The following is a 14,195-nucleotide window of genomic DNA, read 5'->3' as shown; positions in this document are numbered from 1 at the left end:
GGTCAAATGCGCATTTAATTATTCCATTTTCGAGTGCAATTGTGGAAGATCAACAAGTGGTAAATCCTATAATAATCGCTGGTATATGGGTGGAAAAAGCGGTACGGTATTATGGCCGTAATCACTAGATTGGTTGGGGTTTGAGACCTCCGTAGATTGTACTATGGAAGATAGGACTGGATAAATAAAGATTAGCTACCGCACTTCGTTTGCTTACCAAACAAAAAAGTAATGAATGGTGAAGCTATTCATTACTTTTTTGTTTGGTTTAATTCTTATTATCCATTTATCAACCGAAATTCTATATTTACATTTGCTTTTTATCATTCATATTTATATCACAAGTATAGTTGCCCAGTTATTTGATTCTAACTAACAGTGAAATACACTCCACATGCGCCGTCTGCGGAAACATATCCACAGGCTGCATATACTCCACCTTATACTCCTTGGCCAAATACTCCAGATCCTTCGCAAGAGTAGACGGATTACAGCTCACATAGATAAACTTCTTCGGTTTTACCTTTTTAATCGTATCCAATAATGCACGGTCGCACCCTGTTCTTGGGGGATCGACGACGACGACGTCTGGTTTCCAGCCTTCTTTGGTCCATTTGGGGAGCCAGTGTTCGGCGGTTCCGGTTACGTAGGTGGCGTTGATGCCGTGGTTTTTGGCGTTTTTGTTGGCGTCTTCGATGGATGCTTCGATGACGTCCATGCCGCGGATTTCTTTTGCTCCGTCGGCAAGCCACAGGCCGATCGTTCCGACTCCGCAGTAGGCGTCGGCGATTTTTTCTTTGCCGGTCAGGGCTGCTGCTGTTTTCACTTCATTGTACAGTTTTTTCGTCTGCTCGGGATTGAGCTGGAAGAAGGCTCTTGGCGAGAGCTCGAAGGACAGGCCTCCCATTGTCTCGTCAATTGTTCCTTTTCCTTTCAGCTTGGTTGACTTGTCACCGAAAATCATCGACGTTTTGCCCGGATTGACGTTTTGAACGACGGACTTCACTTCCGGATGGCGCTTCATGATTTCATCGGCGATCAGGTCTTTTCTCGGCAGGTTGTTTTTCTCCGTGACTAAAACGACCTGCACTTCTCCGGTTTCGATCCCCGCCCTCGTGACGATGTTCCGGACGACGCCGGTGCGCTTCCGTTCGTCATATGGCTCGGCCTTGAAATCCTGGAGAATTTGTTTCACACCTTGTGCTACCTTATCCGTTGCCGGTGTCTGAACCATGCAGTGGTCGATCGCGACAAGCTGGTGGGAGTTCAGGCCGTACAGCCCGGCCACAAGCTTTCCGTTTTGCTGGCCGACCTGGAACTGGCTTTTGTTCCGGTAATCCCAAGGGTTGTCCATGCCAATTGTTGGACGGATGTCCAGTTTCGATACATCGAATTTCGTATGGCGCTCCAGTGCCTGAATGAGGATGTCGCGCTTTTCCCTCAGCTGCTGCTGGTAGTCGAGATGCTGAAGCTGGCAGCCTCCGCATTTTCCGAAGTACGGGCATGGCGCTTTTACCCGGTGCGGTGAAGCCTTCCGGATCTTTTTGATTTCCGCTTCCGCGAACTTTGGCTGGATCTTCGTGACTCTTGCCACGACTTCTTCCCCCGGCAATGCGCCTGCTACGAAGACGACCTGCTTTTTGAAATAGCCGACTCCCTCTCCGTTGATGCCGAGTCTTTTTATCGTTAATGGGAAGGTCTGTCCCATTTCCATGTGAATGTTGGATGGCTGCTGGGCCGGTTTTTGCTTCTGGTTTTGTTTATTCTTTTGCTGGCTGCTCATGTTAACGCTCCGTTCTTTTTTCAATGCTCCGCCATAAATACAGGGAGGCGTAGCTCAAGTATGGCTCCCACTCTTTGCTGTAGGTCAGCATGTCTTCCTTAGTCGGCTTTGCGTCCAGATTGAAATGCTGCTTCAGGGCATTTTGAATGCCGATGTCTGCAATCGGGAACAAATTCGGCCGTCCGAGTCCGAACAGAAGGATATTCTGTACCGTCCACGGTCCGATGCCTTTTATTTTAATGAGTTCATTCATAATCTCTTCATCTGTCTGGTCATGAAGCTTGTTCAAATCGAGCTCTCCGCTTGCGATCATTGCGGAAATGCCCGTAATATACTCCGCTTTCCGGCCGCTGAACTGCAGCTCCCGGAGTTCTGTCACGGGGATGTCCGCTGATTTCTCCGGATGGGGATGGAACCAAACGCCATCCACCTCTTCCCCATACGTTTTCACAAACCGCATCGTCAGGGTCATCGCAAACGCCATATTGAGCTGCTGATGGATGATGCATTTAATGAGGCTTCCGTACAGACTGAAATCCAGGACAAGCGGTGTCCCCTCATGCTCCTCGAAAATCTGCGCAATCGCCGTTGACTTGAAATGCTCGCCGATTGCCGACAGCTCCCGGTCCCACTGAAAAATCCGGCGCACTTCCTTCAGCGCCTCACTTTTAACCGCACCGGTTTTACCCGACACCGTAAAGGCCGGCGCCTGCTTGCTCCCGGTCGCCTGAACCGTGATCACATGCGGCTCAAATCCGTTCAGCCGAAGCGGAACCTTCACATACCGCTCATCCAGATCAAGCGTATTAAGCGGATCTATCGCCAGTCTTTCCAATACCCGGTCAAAATCATAAGGAGGCGTTACCTGAACCTGTTCCTGCCACATACGGAATCCCTCTTTTCGTGCCTGAAATGGTGATTGTATTATAGCATAGTTTGGGGTTGGAGCTGAAAGGGGTGGCATTGTGTTTTTTGCACTGACCCCCATCCCTTCACCGCAACGGGGGCCAGAGGAAGACCGCGGTTTTTTCTTGTCCTGAATGGGATTGGATGGTCCGGGGACGAAGGTTTAGCGCTTTATCAGAGTGGGGGTCAGTGCATTACACTGACCCCCATTCCTTCACCGCAACGGGGGCCAGAGGATGAACGCCGCTTTCTTTTGTCATTTATGGGATTGGATGGTGTGGTGACGGAGGTTTAGTGCTTTAGCAGAGCGGGGGTCAGTGCAAAACAATCTCACTCCTAATAGAAGAGTCCATTTTTCTACTAACAATCCGACCCTCTTAAAGTTACAAAATTTACAAATTTGGGAATGGAACACAAAATGGAAAGGAGTGGAAGGATGAAAAAAAAGATCGACTATGCAGCTCTTGCCTTGGTAGCACCGCTGTCTTTCCTGACCATGATATACGGTGCCAGTATCTATTCAATTTTATTAATGGCGGTATCCTCCGTTTACACTTTGATTCAGAGTATTTACATGTATAGGCACAGCGACGATAAGCCACGTGCCGTTTTAGTCGGCATTCTCGCTATAGGCATAGCCGCATGTGCGTATATGCTGTGCGATGTTCTTTATTTCTCATAAAAGAGAAGGAAGTATTACGACAAATAAAATGACGCCGGTAACATCGCATTGAATATCGCCATCGATCGCGGCCAGTACAAACTAAACCTTGGTGCCTCCTAACTGCTGCAAAACCCATATGGTAAAATGGAAGCTGTCTACAGCACTACACACCGCATTACTGCTGAAAATTTATTATCTTAAAAAGGATGGGTTGTTAATGGATTGGCTGGTACCTTTAGAAAAAGATTTCTTTATTGAAGAAGCAAGTCAAGAATACCCTCCTTTTGAAGAAACCTGGATTAAAAATATATCCTCGATCCCGCTTGAAAAAGAGTTCTCCATCCTTACTCAATTTTTTCTTATGCTCCATCGATACGAACCTGGAATGACGGCACTCTCTCTGAAAGACCGCAGTCTTGAACAGAGGTATATTAGGGAAGTTATTACTCATCATGATGGGCGGAAAATCGTGTTCCACCAATATGAGCCGATTGAGGCTATCCTTACACAGCCAAATCCAGACTCTATGGCATTCATTCAGTCTTCACCGATTAACCCAGTAATAAATGATTTACTCGGGAACCCTCACCCTCTTTACACACATCGTTCAAAAGAGCATCTCCCGTCAAAAGGCTATGAGCTGGATATTTCTCAGCTTGAACCCCTTGAAGATTCGGAGTTTGACGAAGTCTTTACTTTTTTAAAATCCCACTCTCCATGGTCTCCAACTATTCTGCTTTATCCGTATGGCTGGAAGCACGATTCTTCTTTAAAAAAATCCATTGCATTAAAGTATTTCGCACACAAATGCAATCATATTAATCTCTTGATTAATACTGCCGGGGATGTGAAACTTCTAAGTATAAGATAAATGGAGGACCCCCAATGAGAAATGGAATTATCCAATTGAAAACCTCAAGTACCTGCCTGCAGGGGCTATAACATTCCCTATGAGGACCCCTGCAGGAGGTACGCTACTCTAGGGAGGTTTTCAATTATGAAAAATCGATCACGCTCGTATTACCGTCACCAAAGAAGGCGGTCCGTAAACCGTAAGCTTATGATTATGAAAGACGTTTGGGGCTCGTCTGATAGGAATGAACCCGTTCATCCTTACCTGAAACACCCCGGCAAATTATCCAAGGCCAAATTAAACTGCTCTTGTACGATGTGTAAATATGAAAAGCACTACAACATTCCAAAATCTGCTGTTAAGTCAAAGACAGATTGATGCAGCAGGAATTAAAGGAATACTATTTATGAGTTTAAGACCCTTTTCTCTTTGAGGAAGGGTCTTTTTTGGGGATACAATCAGAAAATATCCGCCACACTATTCCTTTGCACTGACCCTCATTCCTTCACCGCAATGGGGGCCAGAGGACGACCGCCGTTTTCGATTGTACATTATGGGGTTGGATGGTGCGGGGACGGAGGTTTAGCGCTTTAGCAGAGTGAGGGTCAGTGCAATGCACTGACCCTCATCCCTTCACCGCATCGGGGGTCAGAGGAAGACCGTCGCTTTCTCTTGTCCTGTATGGGATAGGATGGGATGGGGACGGAGGTTTAGTGCTTTAGCAGAGCGGGGGTCAGTGCAGCGCCACTAATCCCAACAAAAAAAGACCCAACCCAGGCCTTTTTCCTAAAACAATATGCTTGCCGCACTATAAACAAGCAGCAAAGCCATCAGTACATTAAATTGTGTCCGGTATTGACGCAGGAACTTCTGGAACAGTGCTCCGAAAAATGCCCAGCAAATCGTTGCCGCAAATCCGACAAATGCAAGGAACAGGGAGAACATGAAGAAGCTTGATGGAGACGAGTAATATGGAAGCACAAATGTTGAAATCGCTGTAATTCCATAAAGAATCAGCTTCGGGTTGATGAACTGAAGCATCATGCCGGCTGAAAACGAAATGTTTTTATCTCCTGAGTCACTCTTGCCGTCCGGTTTGCTTTTCAGGATTCTAAAAGCGAGATACAGCATGTAGGATGCTCCAAGAATCGTCATGAAGAATTCTACTTTTGGCAGGTATGTACCGAGCAGCATGTTGAACGAGCTGCAGCCGATTAAGATTAAAAAGCAGCCGACTCCGACTCCGAGACAGAATTTCAGAGTCCTTTTAAATCCATATTGATTGGCGAATGCCATGGCCATAATATTATTGGGACCCGGGGTAAAGGATGTAACAAACGCAAAAACCAAAAAAGAAACCACTGACAAAATCTTCATCTCCCTCTAGATGTGTGTTAAAATGACTAAAACGGTCTATATAACGATTTAAGTTATATTGTACATTACGGTCGTTATATTGTACATCATTATTTAGGAGTGTTTTTGTGGAGGAGTTAAATTTAGTCCTTGCTAAAAATTTAAAGACGATTCGGGAGCAGAAAAAACTCAGCCTGGAACGTGTTGCAGAGCTAACCGGTGTCAGTAAAACGATGATCGGCCAGATTGAACGGGGCGGATCGAGCCCTACGATCACAACGGTTTGGAAGATCGCAAACGGCTTGAAGGTTTCGTTTTCTTCTTTAATTCATGAACCCCAGCCAGATACAGAAGTGGTGACGAAAAGCAGTGTGAACATGCTTTCCATCGATAACGGACGGTACCGGATTTTTCCCTACTTCCCTTTTGATGATGAACGGCGCTTTGAGGTGTATCGGGTTGAAATCGATCCGGAAGGCTATTTGGATTCTGAATCCCACAATCCGGGCACTGAAGAATTCGTTACGGTATTTGATGGAGAGTTAACGATCATGATTAAACAGCAGGAGCATACCATTAATGCCGGAGATTCCATTCGCTTCAAAGCCGACGGCCCCCACAGCTATCATAATTCCGGGGACAAACCGGTAAGGCTCAGCATGGTGATTTATTATCCGGAATAAGTGACAAGCAGTCGTTCCGTAGGGCGGCTGCTTTTTTATGTAAAAAACCCCCATTTCAACCCTTGTTCAAGTTAAAATGAAAGGTAGATTATTGAAAAGAGGCCGGATTATGAACCAGCAAACGATCCACATCGTCTTCAGTCAGGCTGCACAGGGAAGCCTGCGAATGGCGCTATCTAACCTAAATTTGCAGGAAGACCTTATATCCCTTCCTGATACCTTTTCCATCGGACCCGTTTGGAAACTAGATGAAGAAAGCGGACTGAAAAACCGCTATCAATGGATGAAAGACCACCTTTGGTTTCTTTTCCCGGAGGATCTTCCTGAGATGGAAAACCAAGTGCGGCAAGCTGTTCTGGATATCCGCGCCATTCCGGATGATAGGACCGTCGTGATTTGGACCGGCGATAATGCTCATGAGCAAACCGGGCTGCGGTTCGCTTTGCAGCTGCTTAAGGATAAGGGGAATGAAATAAAGGTGATCAACACCACTGCTGGATATCATGAGATTTTTGTCCATGATGATCTGGAGCGATTTCCACGGAAGATGGGGGAATTGGATCCGGAGCAGCTAGCCAGGATTTATACAGAACATACGGGTTCCGAAGTGCTTCATTCGAAGGAAAAAGAACGGCTCGAAAACGAGTGGGGAAAAATATCCGCGACACAGAAGGTCCTGAGAATTTGGGAAAACGACTCAGTTCGAAGTGTAGATGCGTACTACTTTGATGATTTTATCCTGGAATGCATTCAGCAAAGCCAGCGCGAGCAGAAATCAGATTTTATAATCTTAATGAGAGCCATTGGAGAGGTCGTTGGTCACCTGAAAGAATATATCGGGGACGAATATCCGGAATACCGGATCCGTCAACTTATTAAGGTCGGTCAATTGGAAATGAGGAAATCTGGAATGTTTTATGATGTAAAAATGAATACGGGGAATTCAAAATGACAACCTTTACTTTAGACTTGGGAGAAATACTTCTCCGCGAATTTTCCATAGAAGATGCGGCTGACATCTATCGGATCTCAAACGAACCGGAAGTCGCCTCCTTCCTTCCCGACTGGAAATCCACTATGGAACAGCGGTTGGATTGGGTGACAAACTACGAAATCCCGGCGAACAAAGAATTTTTATCGGCTGAAGATGCAGCAGACGGGCATCTGAAGCTAGGAATCATCCATAAAGAAAGCGGACGCTTTATTGGCTGGTGCTGCTCCGGGATAAAAGACGAACTGCCTGCACCTAACCGGGAAGTGATGTATGCAGTTTCCGAAGAATTCACTGGACGCGGTTATGCGACGCTTGCTGTAAAAAGACTGTGCCGCTATTTGTTTGAAGAAAAAAACGCGGATATCCTGAATGCCATTGCACTTGAGAACAATCCTGCCTCAAATCGGGTGATTGAGAAAAGCGGTTTTCAATTTCTTCGTTCGATTGTTTTGGAGAGCGCGAAGGATAGTCACTATGTACTCAAGAAAAGTCATTTTCTTCATTAAACCGATCTAATATGAACAAATTTTGCAACCATAGGGAAAGGCAGGGATTGAATGAAGAACTGGATTCCTTTTTCCGACAAAGATTATAACCAGGCATGGGACAGGATAGATAAAGATCTTAAATTTAAACCAAGTATTTCGGATTTCCCATCGTTTAAAATGCCTCATCCTTTTATAACCTATGATATCTCTGATTTTTTTGGGGATTCAGCAGACTTAGCTCTCTATGATGATCTTGAAGAAAAATTGTTAGATGTATTGAAAGAGAATACATTAGAGAACGAATATATAATGGCACTCGATTGGCAACACGATTGTTATTGGGTAAATCCACACTTAGAATTCGAAAAAGATGAATTTGGAGAGTGGGCAATACCAATCTTTCCGAATGGTGATTACTATTTCTTTATTCAGAAGGATTTTAAGTGGGGCTATTTAGGGCATCCATGGGAAAAAAGTATAACAGTATTTGGTAAAGAATTAATCAATGCTTTTGATAAGCACAAGCCTAGAATGTTTCGTAAGATTTTAATATAGGGCTAATACTTTGCCATGTACATGTATACAGAGCCATAGAAAAAGGGAGAACGGACTTCGTTCCCCCTTTTACTCATTCTCCAGCTTCTCAATGTACTCATTCAGCTTCTTCCGATTTTCCTCTGAGATTTCCGGAAATTGCGGATCGATTTTCTCAAGGCATTCGATCATGGTTTTCGTAATGATGTAGCGTGAATACCACTCATCATCTGCCGGAAGGATATGCCATGGTGCATATTCAGTCGAAGTGTTGTTGAGCATGTCTTCAAAAATGTGCTGGTAGCTGTCCCAGTGCTCCCGCTCTTCTACATCACTGAAGGAGAACTCCCAGTTCTTTTTCGGGTTCTTCATCCGCTCAAGCAGTCTGTTTTTCTGCTCACCTTTAGACATATTAAAGAAGAATTTAACCACTTCAAATCCGTTCTCCACCAGGTACCGTTCGAAGTCATTGATCTGCCGGTAGCGCATCTCCCAGACTTCATGCTCGTCCTTATCATCCGGAATCGTTCCCTCCTCCAGCAAATCGTGCACTCTTGGTGCAATGACATCTTCGTAATGGGAGCGATTCAGAATGCCAACCTGTCCTCTTTCGGGAAGTCCTTCGCGAATCCGCCACAGATAGTCATGATTGCGTTCTGTATCAGACGGTTTTTGAAATGAGGTTGTTTTCAAACCCTGTGCATTCAAATTCGAAAAGATGTAGCTGATTGCCTCATCCTTCCCCGCTGCATCCATCGCCTGCAACACAACAACGATTCCTTTTTTCTCATCTGCATGGAGCCTCCAGTGGAGGTCTTTCAGCTTGCTGACACTTTCGGGAATGTGATGATTAAGAAGCTCCTCTTGACTGAACCCATGGTCTTCGGATGTTGGATAATCTTTAAGTTTGATTTCTTTTTTTCCTTCTATTTTATAATCGTTAACGTTCATTGGCCCCTCCTGGTTCTTTGAACACGAAACTCCGCTAATTACCTCGTTTTACCCGGGATTAGGGATGGACAAACAAAAAAGGAATCTCACAATGAAATTCCTTTGATCCTTTAGCTACAGCGGCAGATCCAACTTTTCCATCATCAAATCATCCAGGCTCCGGAAACGGTACCCTTGCTTTTTCAAATCAATAACAGCTTGCTCCAGTGCGTCCGCATTGTCCTTTGATACCGTATGCAGCAGCATGATCGCTCCCGGATGAATCTGGTTCATCATGTTGTCATAGGCATAGCGCCAGCCGCGCTGGGCATCGGTTTTCCAGTCCACGTAGGCGAGCGACCAGAAAACGGTTTGATAGCCATAGTCATTGGCAAGTGACAGCACTCGTTCACTGAAAACACCTCTTGGCGGGCGAAGATAATGGGCATCCTGGCCGGTCAGCTTTTTCACGCGCTTGCTGACGTTATCCAGTTCCGCTTTCAGACGGGCATCTCCGACAGCCGTTAGATCCGGGTGGAACCAGGAATGATTGCCGACAATATGACCTTCTTTTGCCATGCGCTGAACCAAATCCGGCTGGTCTTCCAAATAATGTCCGGTCACAAAGAAGGTCGCCGGAACGTGATGCTTTTTCAGAACGTCAAGCACCTTTGGCGTATACCCGTTTTCATATCCGTTATCAAAAGTCAGGTAAATATCTTTTTTTTTCGGATTTCCAAGGTAGAAGGAATTGTATTTTTCCAGCAGTTGCTCCCGCTCTTTTCCGATTTGTGCCGGCTCATGGTCTTTACTTTTCGCAAAGCCCCAGTTAATCGGTGCATTGGAGACGGCCTGGGCAGCGTTTGGGAATAGAAGCATAAACACAAACACCGCACCCCACAATCTTTTTTCCATCCTGAACACTCCTTTTCGAACGCTTTGTTCTATAGGATGTGCAAACAAGCTTCAGAACATTTACATAAAAAAACATAAATGTTGTCCTTTCTTCTGCATAAAATAAAGGAGAAAAGGAAAAAACGAAGATGGAGCAAAATTAAAAGCGAGGTGCAGCATGGTGAATCTTCATTTTGACCTTCCGATTCCTTTACTTGCGGCATGCGGAATTACTGGTTTCCTTCTGATGATGGCAGGATATCGTCTGTATTCCAAACGGCATGAAACAGAATGGACAAACGCAATTCCTGTCTCCTACATCGGTCTATATTTAGCTCTCATCCCAATCCTTGACGCCGCCTCTATTGTCAAAAGGACATCAACCTTCTGGGATCTCACTCAGGTTGTGCTCCTCAGTGCAGCCGTCATGTGGCTATCGTTTTTAAAACCAAAAGAAAGAACCGGCAAGGATGCTTAAGCGGCATGCTTGCTTTTTTTATATTTTAGCGAGCAAATCAGTCAAAATCGCTTGATCCACTCCGTTGGCAAGGCTATATTTGTCACGGTACATCGCCTGGACGTATTCTGCAATTCGTTCTCTGGAGGGGGCAGTTTGCTGATAACTTTTAACGAACAAGCTTAGCGGCACTGGAATCTGCCCTTCAAAAAGGGGCGGCTGTACATAATGAACGCCTTCCGCTTCCCTGTATCCATGCCTGTTAAAAAACCGGAACCTTTTCACACAATCCGCTTTCTCTTCTTCTGTATGAACCAGCTCCGGTTTCTCCGTCTCCAAAATAATTGCCTCTATGGAATCATGTCCCGCTGAACGTGCATCCTCTTCAAGCCATTCCTCCAGTTTAAGCAAGGTTTGGCCACCTATTCCCCGGCTTCGGACAAGGGGATTCGCAAGAAGGTAGACAATGAACCCGGCATTCACTTCTTTTAAATAATGCCCGGTGGCAAAAGAAAGGACCTCCTCTCCCTCCATCCCAACCAGAAACCGGTACGAACCGGTGCGGAGGCTTTTTTGAAACACATCATGCGGCTCGCGGACATCAATCGGAAAGGCCTGATCATAGATTGCCATCGCTTCCTTGAAGGCCTCTTGGTTATGTAACGTGATTTCTTTCCATGTTACTGTCATTTTTCACCTCTATCAAAATTGAAAAAAGGCCCCGGTTTCAGGCCTTTTCCTGCCAAAACTTTATTCTTCTTCAGACAGCTTTCCTGCAGAAAACGCAGTGGCAATGGCGCCGACAAGTTCACCGATTACTATCAAAATCGCTTCCATTGTGACAGCCCCTTTCGGTTTTAGTTTACTACATTTGCAAAGATATGCCCTAATAATTCCCTACACCAAAATAGTAATTAAATTTGGCAGCCCAGCTTTATTGGAGTCCAGTTATATAAATGGTATTCAGGCGAAAAGGAAACAAAGGAAAGGGTCTTACGTCCAGTGAGCAGGCTTTTTCAACCCATCCGGCAGCTTCGTCTCCCGGTCTCCCCTTGCCGAGTTCACCTGTACCTGTGTAAGAAAAATACTCCCTCTCAAATCCGCCCCGCTCAAATCGGCATCCCGCAAGTCGGCTCCAATCACGTCCGCCAGTCTCATGTCGGCGTTCCGGAGATTGGCGGCAATGAGCAGGGCCCCTCTTAAGCTGGCTCCCCTTAGGTTGGCTCCCTTTAACTTCGCCCCGATATAATCGAGTTTCTTCGCTTTTTTAGGAGCTGTGTTTTTCCGGACAAGTTCACTTGTGCGTATAAGGAGTTCATTTACGATGCACCGGTGCGCGGGCACATTGAGGCTGATGAGTGATTCGGGATTGAGTCCGGTGAGAGCTTCCGTCTGTTCGAGAACCGTCTGGAGATCCTTAAAGATTGGTTCGGTTTCTTTTCGGTTGAGGGCTTCATGCAGGTACGCTAGCATTTCATGCAGCTGCTGCATGATCGGAAACACCTCAAACATTTCCTTCGCCGTATCCGGATGATTGCGCCAGTCTTTTCCGGCGTAGGTAACTTGAGAGACCTTTTGGCCGGCCCCGAAGCATTCGTAAACGGTACAGCCCTTGAACCCTTTTTCTCTTAAGGCCTGATGGATTCCGCAGCGGTAATCATACTGCAGGTTACGGCATGGGGTTCCGCTATCCTTATCGATTGGAAAATCAGCTGACTTTGCATAGGGCAATGCCACACAGCATAGGCCGAAGCAGTTTTCACAGTCTGCCTGCACCTGAAAGGGTGGTTTCGCTGACACGTTTTTCGCTTCCTTTCTTGTATAAAAGGCAAGAATGCGTCTGCATCCTTGCCTTTGGTTCATGATATGAGATGGGTGGTCTATGTCGAATTCTGCGAAAAATCGATATATCGTGATTTTCGGTGATATATTGAAATTTTCGTCGATATTCTGGAAAAATCGTCGATATAATAAAAATTTCGTCGATATCTCAAAATTTTCGTTGATATCCTGCTCGATAACCGTATTTCGGAATACAGACAGACCCGACAGACCCAGTTTTATTTAAAAACCGGCTCCTTAAACTGCGCCAATCGCTCAAGCGAGCTCTGTTCTACATCTTTATGAAGGCTGTTTCCGTGGGAATCCATTGTAACAACGGCTTTGAAGTCCTGTACCTTCAGATGCCACATTGCTTCCGGGATTCCGAATTGCATGAGGTCGACGCCTTCGACTGATTTGATGCAGTCTGCGTAATACTGGGCTGCGCCGCCAATGGCGTTCAGGTAGACGCCGCCGTGCTCTTCAAGTGCCTTCAGCGTTTTGGCGCCCATACCGCCTTTTCCGATGACGGCGCGGATGCCGAAGCGTTTCATAATGTCACCCTGGTAAGGCTCCTCACGAATACTTGTTGTCGGACCCGCTGCCTTCACGTGCCATTGCTCGTTTTCATCCTTCAGCATAACCGGTCCGCAGTGGTAGATGATCTGCCCGTTCAAATCGATTGGCGCATCGTTTTCAGACAGGTACTTGTGAATCGCGTCACGGCCTGTGTACATCATGCCGGTGATTTTCACGACGTCGCCCACTTTAAGGGAACGGATTTTTTCTTCCGTAATTGGTGCTTCCAGTATAATTTCTTCAGCCGGAATGATTTCTTCAGCAGCGGCTGCTACCTCTTTGGCAAAATCGATTTCTTCGCCATCCTGGTACAGCCATTCCTGAACCTCGCCGGTCTCAGGATTGATTTTCATGCCAAGGCGTCTGAAGGCCCAGCAGTTGTATGCAACGGAAACGAAGAAGCTCGCCGGAATGCGGTTGATGGCGCCGGCCTTACACCCAAGCAGCGTCGTTTCGCCGCCGAAGCCCATCGTGCCGATCCCAAGCTTGTTGGCGTTTTCCAGTACATACTCTTCCAGCTCGCGGAGTTCCGGAATCGGATTGACGTCCTCATTGCTCCGGAACAGCTGCTCCTTCGCAAGCTCATACCCGCTCGTCCGGTCGCCTCCGATGCCGACGCCGATAAATCCGGCACTGCAGCCCTGGCCTTGAGCCTGGTAAACCGAGTGCATCACACACTTGCGGATTCCGTCCAGGTCGCGTCCCGCACGTCCTAGCCCGTCCAGCTCGCAAGGCAGGCTGTACTGAATGTTTTTGTTCTCACAGCCGCCGCCTTTCAGGATGAGGCGCGCGTCAATGTAATCATTCTCCCACTGCTCGAACTTGATGACCGGTGTCCCGTCGCCAAGGTTGTCGCCGGTATTGCCGCCTGTCAAAGAGTCAACAGAGTTCGGACGGAGCTTCCCCGTCTTCGTCGCCTCGGCAATCGCCCGCTTGATGGCTTCCTTCATTTTGATCTGGTTCGCGCCAACCGGCACCTTCAATTTAAAGGTTGGAAGGCCTGTATCCTGGCAGATCGGTGATACATTTTCGTCCGCCATCGCGATATTATCGGTAATGGTGTCGAGCGACATCGCGGCGCGCGTCCCTGCGTTTTCACCTAATTTTGCTTTTTGAATCGCTCTTCTTACATCCCTTGGAAGGCGTGTGGATGTTTCCACAATCAGCTCAACCATGCTCTCATAAAATTTCTCCAACCGTACTCTCCCCTTTGTGCTTATGTATGGTAATCTCTAAATTTATTATACTCCTTC

Annotated in this window: 15 protein-coding genes; 7 read left to right on the top strand and 8 right to left on the bottom strand. The window is 46.5% G+C overall.

Going from position 1 to position 14,195, the window contains the following annotated elements:
- Positions 1-358: 358 nt before the first annotated feature.
- Positions 359-1,783 (bottom strand): 23S rRNA (uracil(1939)-C(5))-methyltransferase RlmD, encoded by a 1,425-nt coding sequence (gene rlmD, locus WCV65_RS03465; protein WP_338782141.1) that lies wholly within the window; start codon positions 1,781-1,783, stop codon positions 359-361.
- Between the two features lies 1 nt (position 1,784).
- A complete protein-coding gene (locus WCV65_RS03460) occupies positions 1,785-2,669 on the bottom strand; it encodes a DNA-3-methyladenine glycosylase (RefSeq protein WP_338780089.1) in 885 nt (294 codons plus the stop codon).
- Positions 2,670-3,125: 456 nt separating this feature from the next.
- Here WCV65_RS03460 and WCV65_RS03455 point away from each other — a divergent pair, with 456 nt between their 5' ends.
- Positions 3,126-3,371 carry a hypothetical protein gene (locus WCV65_RS03455; RefSeq protein WP_338780087.1) on the top strand — a complete coding sequence of 82 codons (246 nt, stop codon included), beginning with the start codon at positions 3,126-3,128 and terminating at the stop codon, positions 3,369-3,371.
- 199 nt (positions 3,372-3,570) lie between these two features.
- Positions 3,571-4,224 (top strand): hypothetical protein, encoded by a 654-nt coding sequence (locus WCV65_RS03450; protein WP_338780085.1) that lies wholly within the window; start codon positions 3,571-3,573, stop codon positions 4,222-4,224.
- A 768-nt stretch (positions 4,225-4,992) separates the two neighbouring features.
- On the opposite strand, the gene WCV65_RS03445 is transcribed toward WCV65_RS03450, so the two are convergent.
- Positions 4,993-5,574: a LysE family transporter gene (locus WCV65_RS03445; RefSeq protein ID WP_338780083.1), complete on the bottom strand. Its 582-nt coding sequence runs from the start codon at positions 5,572-5,574 to the stop codon at positions 4,993-4,995.
- Positions 5,575-5,690: 116 nt separating this feature from the next.
- Here WCV65_RS03445 and WCV65_RS03440 point away from each other — a divergent pair, with 116 nt between their 5' ends.
- The 4 genes from WCV65_RS03440 (at position 5,691) to WCV65_RS03425 (ending at position 8,282) form a co-directional block, all read left to right on the top strand.
- A complete protein-coding gene (locus WCV65_RS03440) occupies positions 5,691-6,245 on the top strand; it encodes a helix-turn-helix domain-containing protein (RefSeq protein ID WP_035407167.1) in 555 nt (184 codons plus the stop codon).
- 109 nt (positions 6,246-6,354) lie between these two features.
- A complete protein-coding gene (locus WCV65_RS03435) occupies positions 6,355-7,197 on the top strand; it encodes a DUF1835 domain-containing protein (RefSeq protein ID WP_338780081.1) in 843 nt (280 codons plus the stop codon).
- Positions 7,194-7,745, top strand: a complete 552-nt coding sequence (locus WCV65_RS03430; RefSeq protein ID WP_338780079.1) for a GNAT family N-acetyltransferase — start codon at positions 7,194-7,196, stop codon at positions 7,743-7,745. The genes WCV65_RS03435 and WCV65_RS03430 overlap by 4 nt, the downstream gene beginning before the upstream one ends.
- Before the next feature lie 51 nt (positions 7,746-7,796).
- Positions 7,797-8,282 (top strand): DUF2716 domain-containing protein, encoded by a 486-nt coding sequence (locus tag WCV65_RS03425; RefSeq protein ID WP_338780077.1) that lies wholly within the window; start codon positions 7,797-7,799, stop codon positions 8,280-8,282.
- A 69-nt stretch (positions 8,283-8,351) separates the two neighbouring features.
- Here WCV65_RS03425 and WCV65_RS03420 read toward each other — a convergent pair whose 3' ends face one another.
- Both WCV65_RS03420 and pdaA read right to left on the bottom strand, forming a co-directional pair.
- A complete protein-coding gene (locus WCV65_RS03420) occupies positions 8,352-9,212 on the bottom strand; it encodes a PPK2 family polyphosphate kinase (protein ID WP_338780075.1) in 861 nt (286 codons plus the stop codon).
- 114 nt (positions 9,213-9,326) lie between these two features.
- On the bottom strand, positions 9,327-10,106 hold the full coding sequence (gene pdaA, locus WCV65_RS03415) for a delta-lactam-biosynthetic de-N-acetylase (RefSeq protein ID WP_338780072.1): 780 nt from the start codon (positions 10,104-10,106) through the stop codon (positions 9,327-9,329).
- A gap of 157 nt (positions 10,107-10,263) precedes the next feature.
- Between pdaA and WCV65_RS03410 the strand changes: the two genes are divergently transcribed.
- Complete coding sequence (locus WCV65_RS03410) at positions 10,264-10,563, top strand: hypothetical protein (protein WP_035407180.1); 300 nt, start codon at positions 10,264-10,266, stop codon at positions 10,561-10,563.
- Positions 10,564-10,581: 18 nt separating this feature from the next.
- Here the strand turns inward: WCV65_RS03410 and WCV65_RS03405 are convergent, their stop codons facing one another.
- The 3 genes from WCV65_RS03405 to WCV65_RS03395 all read right to left on the bottom strand — a co-directional run bounded on the left by WCV65_RS03405 (position 10,582) and on the right by WCV65_RS03395 (position 14,138).
- Complete coding sequence (locus tag WCV65_RS03405; protein ID WP_338780068.1) at positions 10,582-11,232, bottom strand: GNAT family N-acetyltransferase; 651 nt, start codon at positions 11,230-11,232, stop codon at positions 10,582-10,584.
- Between the two features lie 303 nt (positions 11,233-11,535).
- Complete coding sequence (locus WCV65_RS03400; RefSeq protein WP_338780066.1) at positions 11,536-12,342, bottom strand: pentapeptide repeat-containing protein; 807 nt, start codon at positions 12,340-12,342, stop codon at positions 11,536-11,538.
- Between the two features lie 260 nt (positions 12,343-12,602).
- Positions 12,603-14,138 carry a fumarate hydratase gene (locus tag WCV65_RS03395; RefSeq protein WP_338780064.1) on the bottom strand — a complete coding sequence of 512 codons (1,536 nt, stop codon included), beginning with the start codon at positions 14,136-14,138 and terminating at the stop codon, positions 12,603-12,605.
- Positions 14,139-14,195 lie beyond the last annotated feature (57 nt).

Origin of the sequence: Metabacillus sp. FJAT-52054 (genome assembly GCF_037201815.1) — a bacterium.
Classification (GTDB): Bacteria; Bacillota; Bacilli; order Bacillales; family Bacillaceae; genus Metabacillus_B; species Metabacillus_B sediminis.
This window is presented reverse-complemented; position numbering and strand designations above follow the sequence as displayed.

Bases quoted from the DNA above. Each gene is read 5' to 3' on its own strand.
- rlmD (WP_338782141.1), bottom strand. From the start codon at position 1,783: ATGAGCAGCCAGCAAAAGAATAAACAAAACCAGAAGCAAAAACCGGCC.
- WCV65_RS03460 (WP_338780089.1), bottom strand. From the start codon at position 2,669: ATGTGGCAGGAACAGGTTCAGGTAACGCCTCCTTATGATTTTGACCGG.
- WCV65_RS03455 (WP_338780087.1), top strand. From the start codon at position 3,126: ATGAAAAAAAAGATCGACTATGCAGCTCTTGCCTTGGTAGCACCGCTG.
- WCV65_RS03450 (WP_338780085.1), top strand. From the start codon at position 3,571: ATGGATTGGCTGGTACCTTTAGAAAAAGATTTCTTTATTGAAGAAGCA.
- WCV65_RS03435 (WP_338780081.1), top strand. From the start codon at position 6,355: ATGAACCAGCAAACGATCCACATCGTCTTCAGTCAGGCTGCACAGGGA.
- WCV65_RS03430 (WP_338780079.1), top strand. From the start codon at position 7,194: ATGACAACCTTTACTTTAGACTTGGGAGAAATACTTCTCCGCGAATTT.
- WCV65_RS03425 (WP_338780077.1), top strand. From the start codon at position 7,797: ATGAAGAACTGGATTCCTTTTTCCGACAAAGATTATAACCAGGCATGG.
- WCV65_RS03420 (WP_338780075.1), bottom strand. From the start codon at position 9,212: ATGAACGTTAACGATTATAAAATAGAAGGAAAAAAAGAAATCAAACTT.
- pdaA (WP_338780072.1), bottom strand. From the start codon at position 10,106: ATGGAAAAAAGATTGTGGGGTGCGGTGTTTGTGTTTATGCTTCTATTC.
- WCV65_RS03410 (WP_035407180.1), top strand. From the start codon at position 10,264: ATGGTGAATCTTCATTTTGACCTTCCGATTCCTTTACTTGCGGCATGC.
- WCV65_RS03405 (WP_338780068.1), bottom strand. From the start codon at position 11,232: ATGACAGTAACATGGAAAGAAATCACGTTACATAACCAAGAGGCCTTC.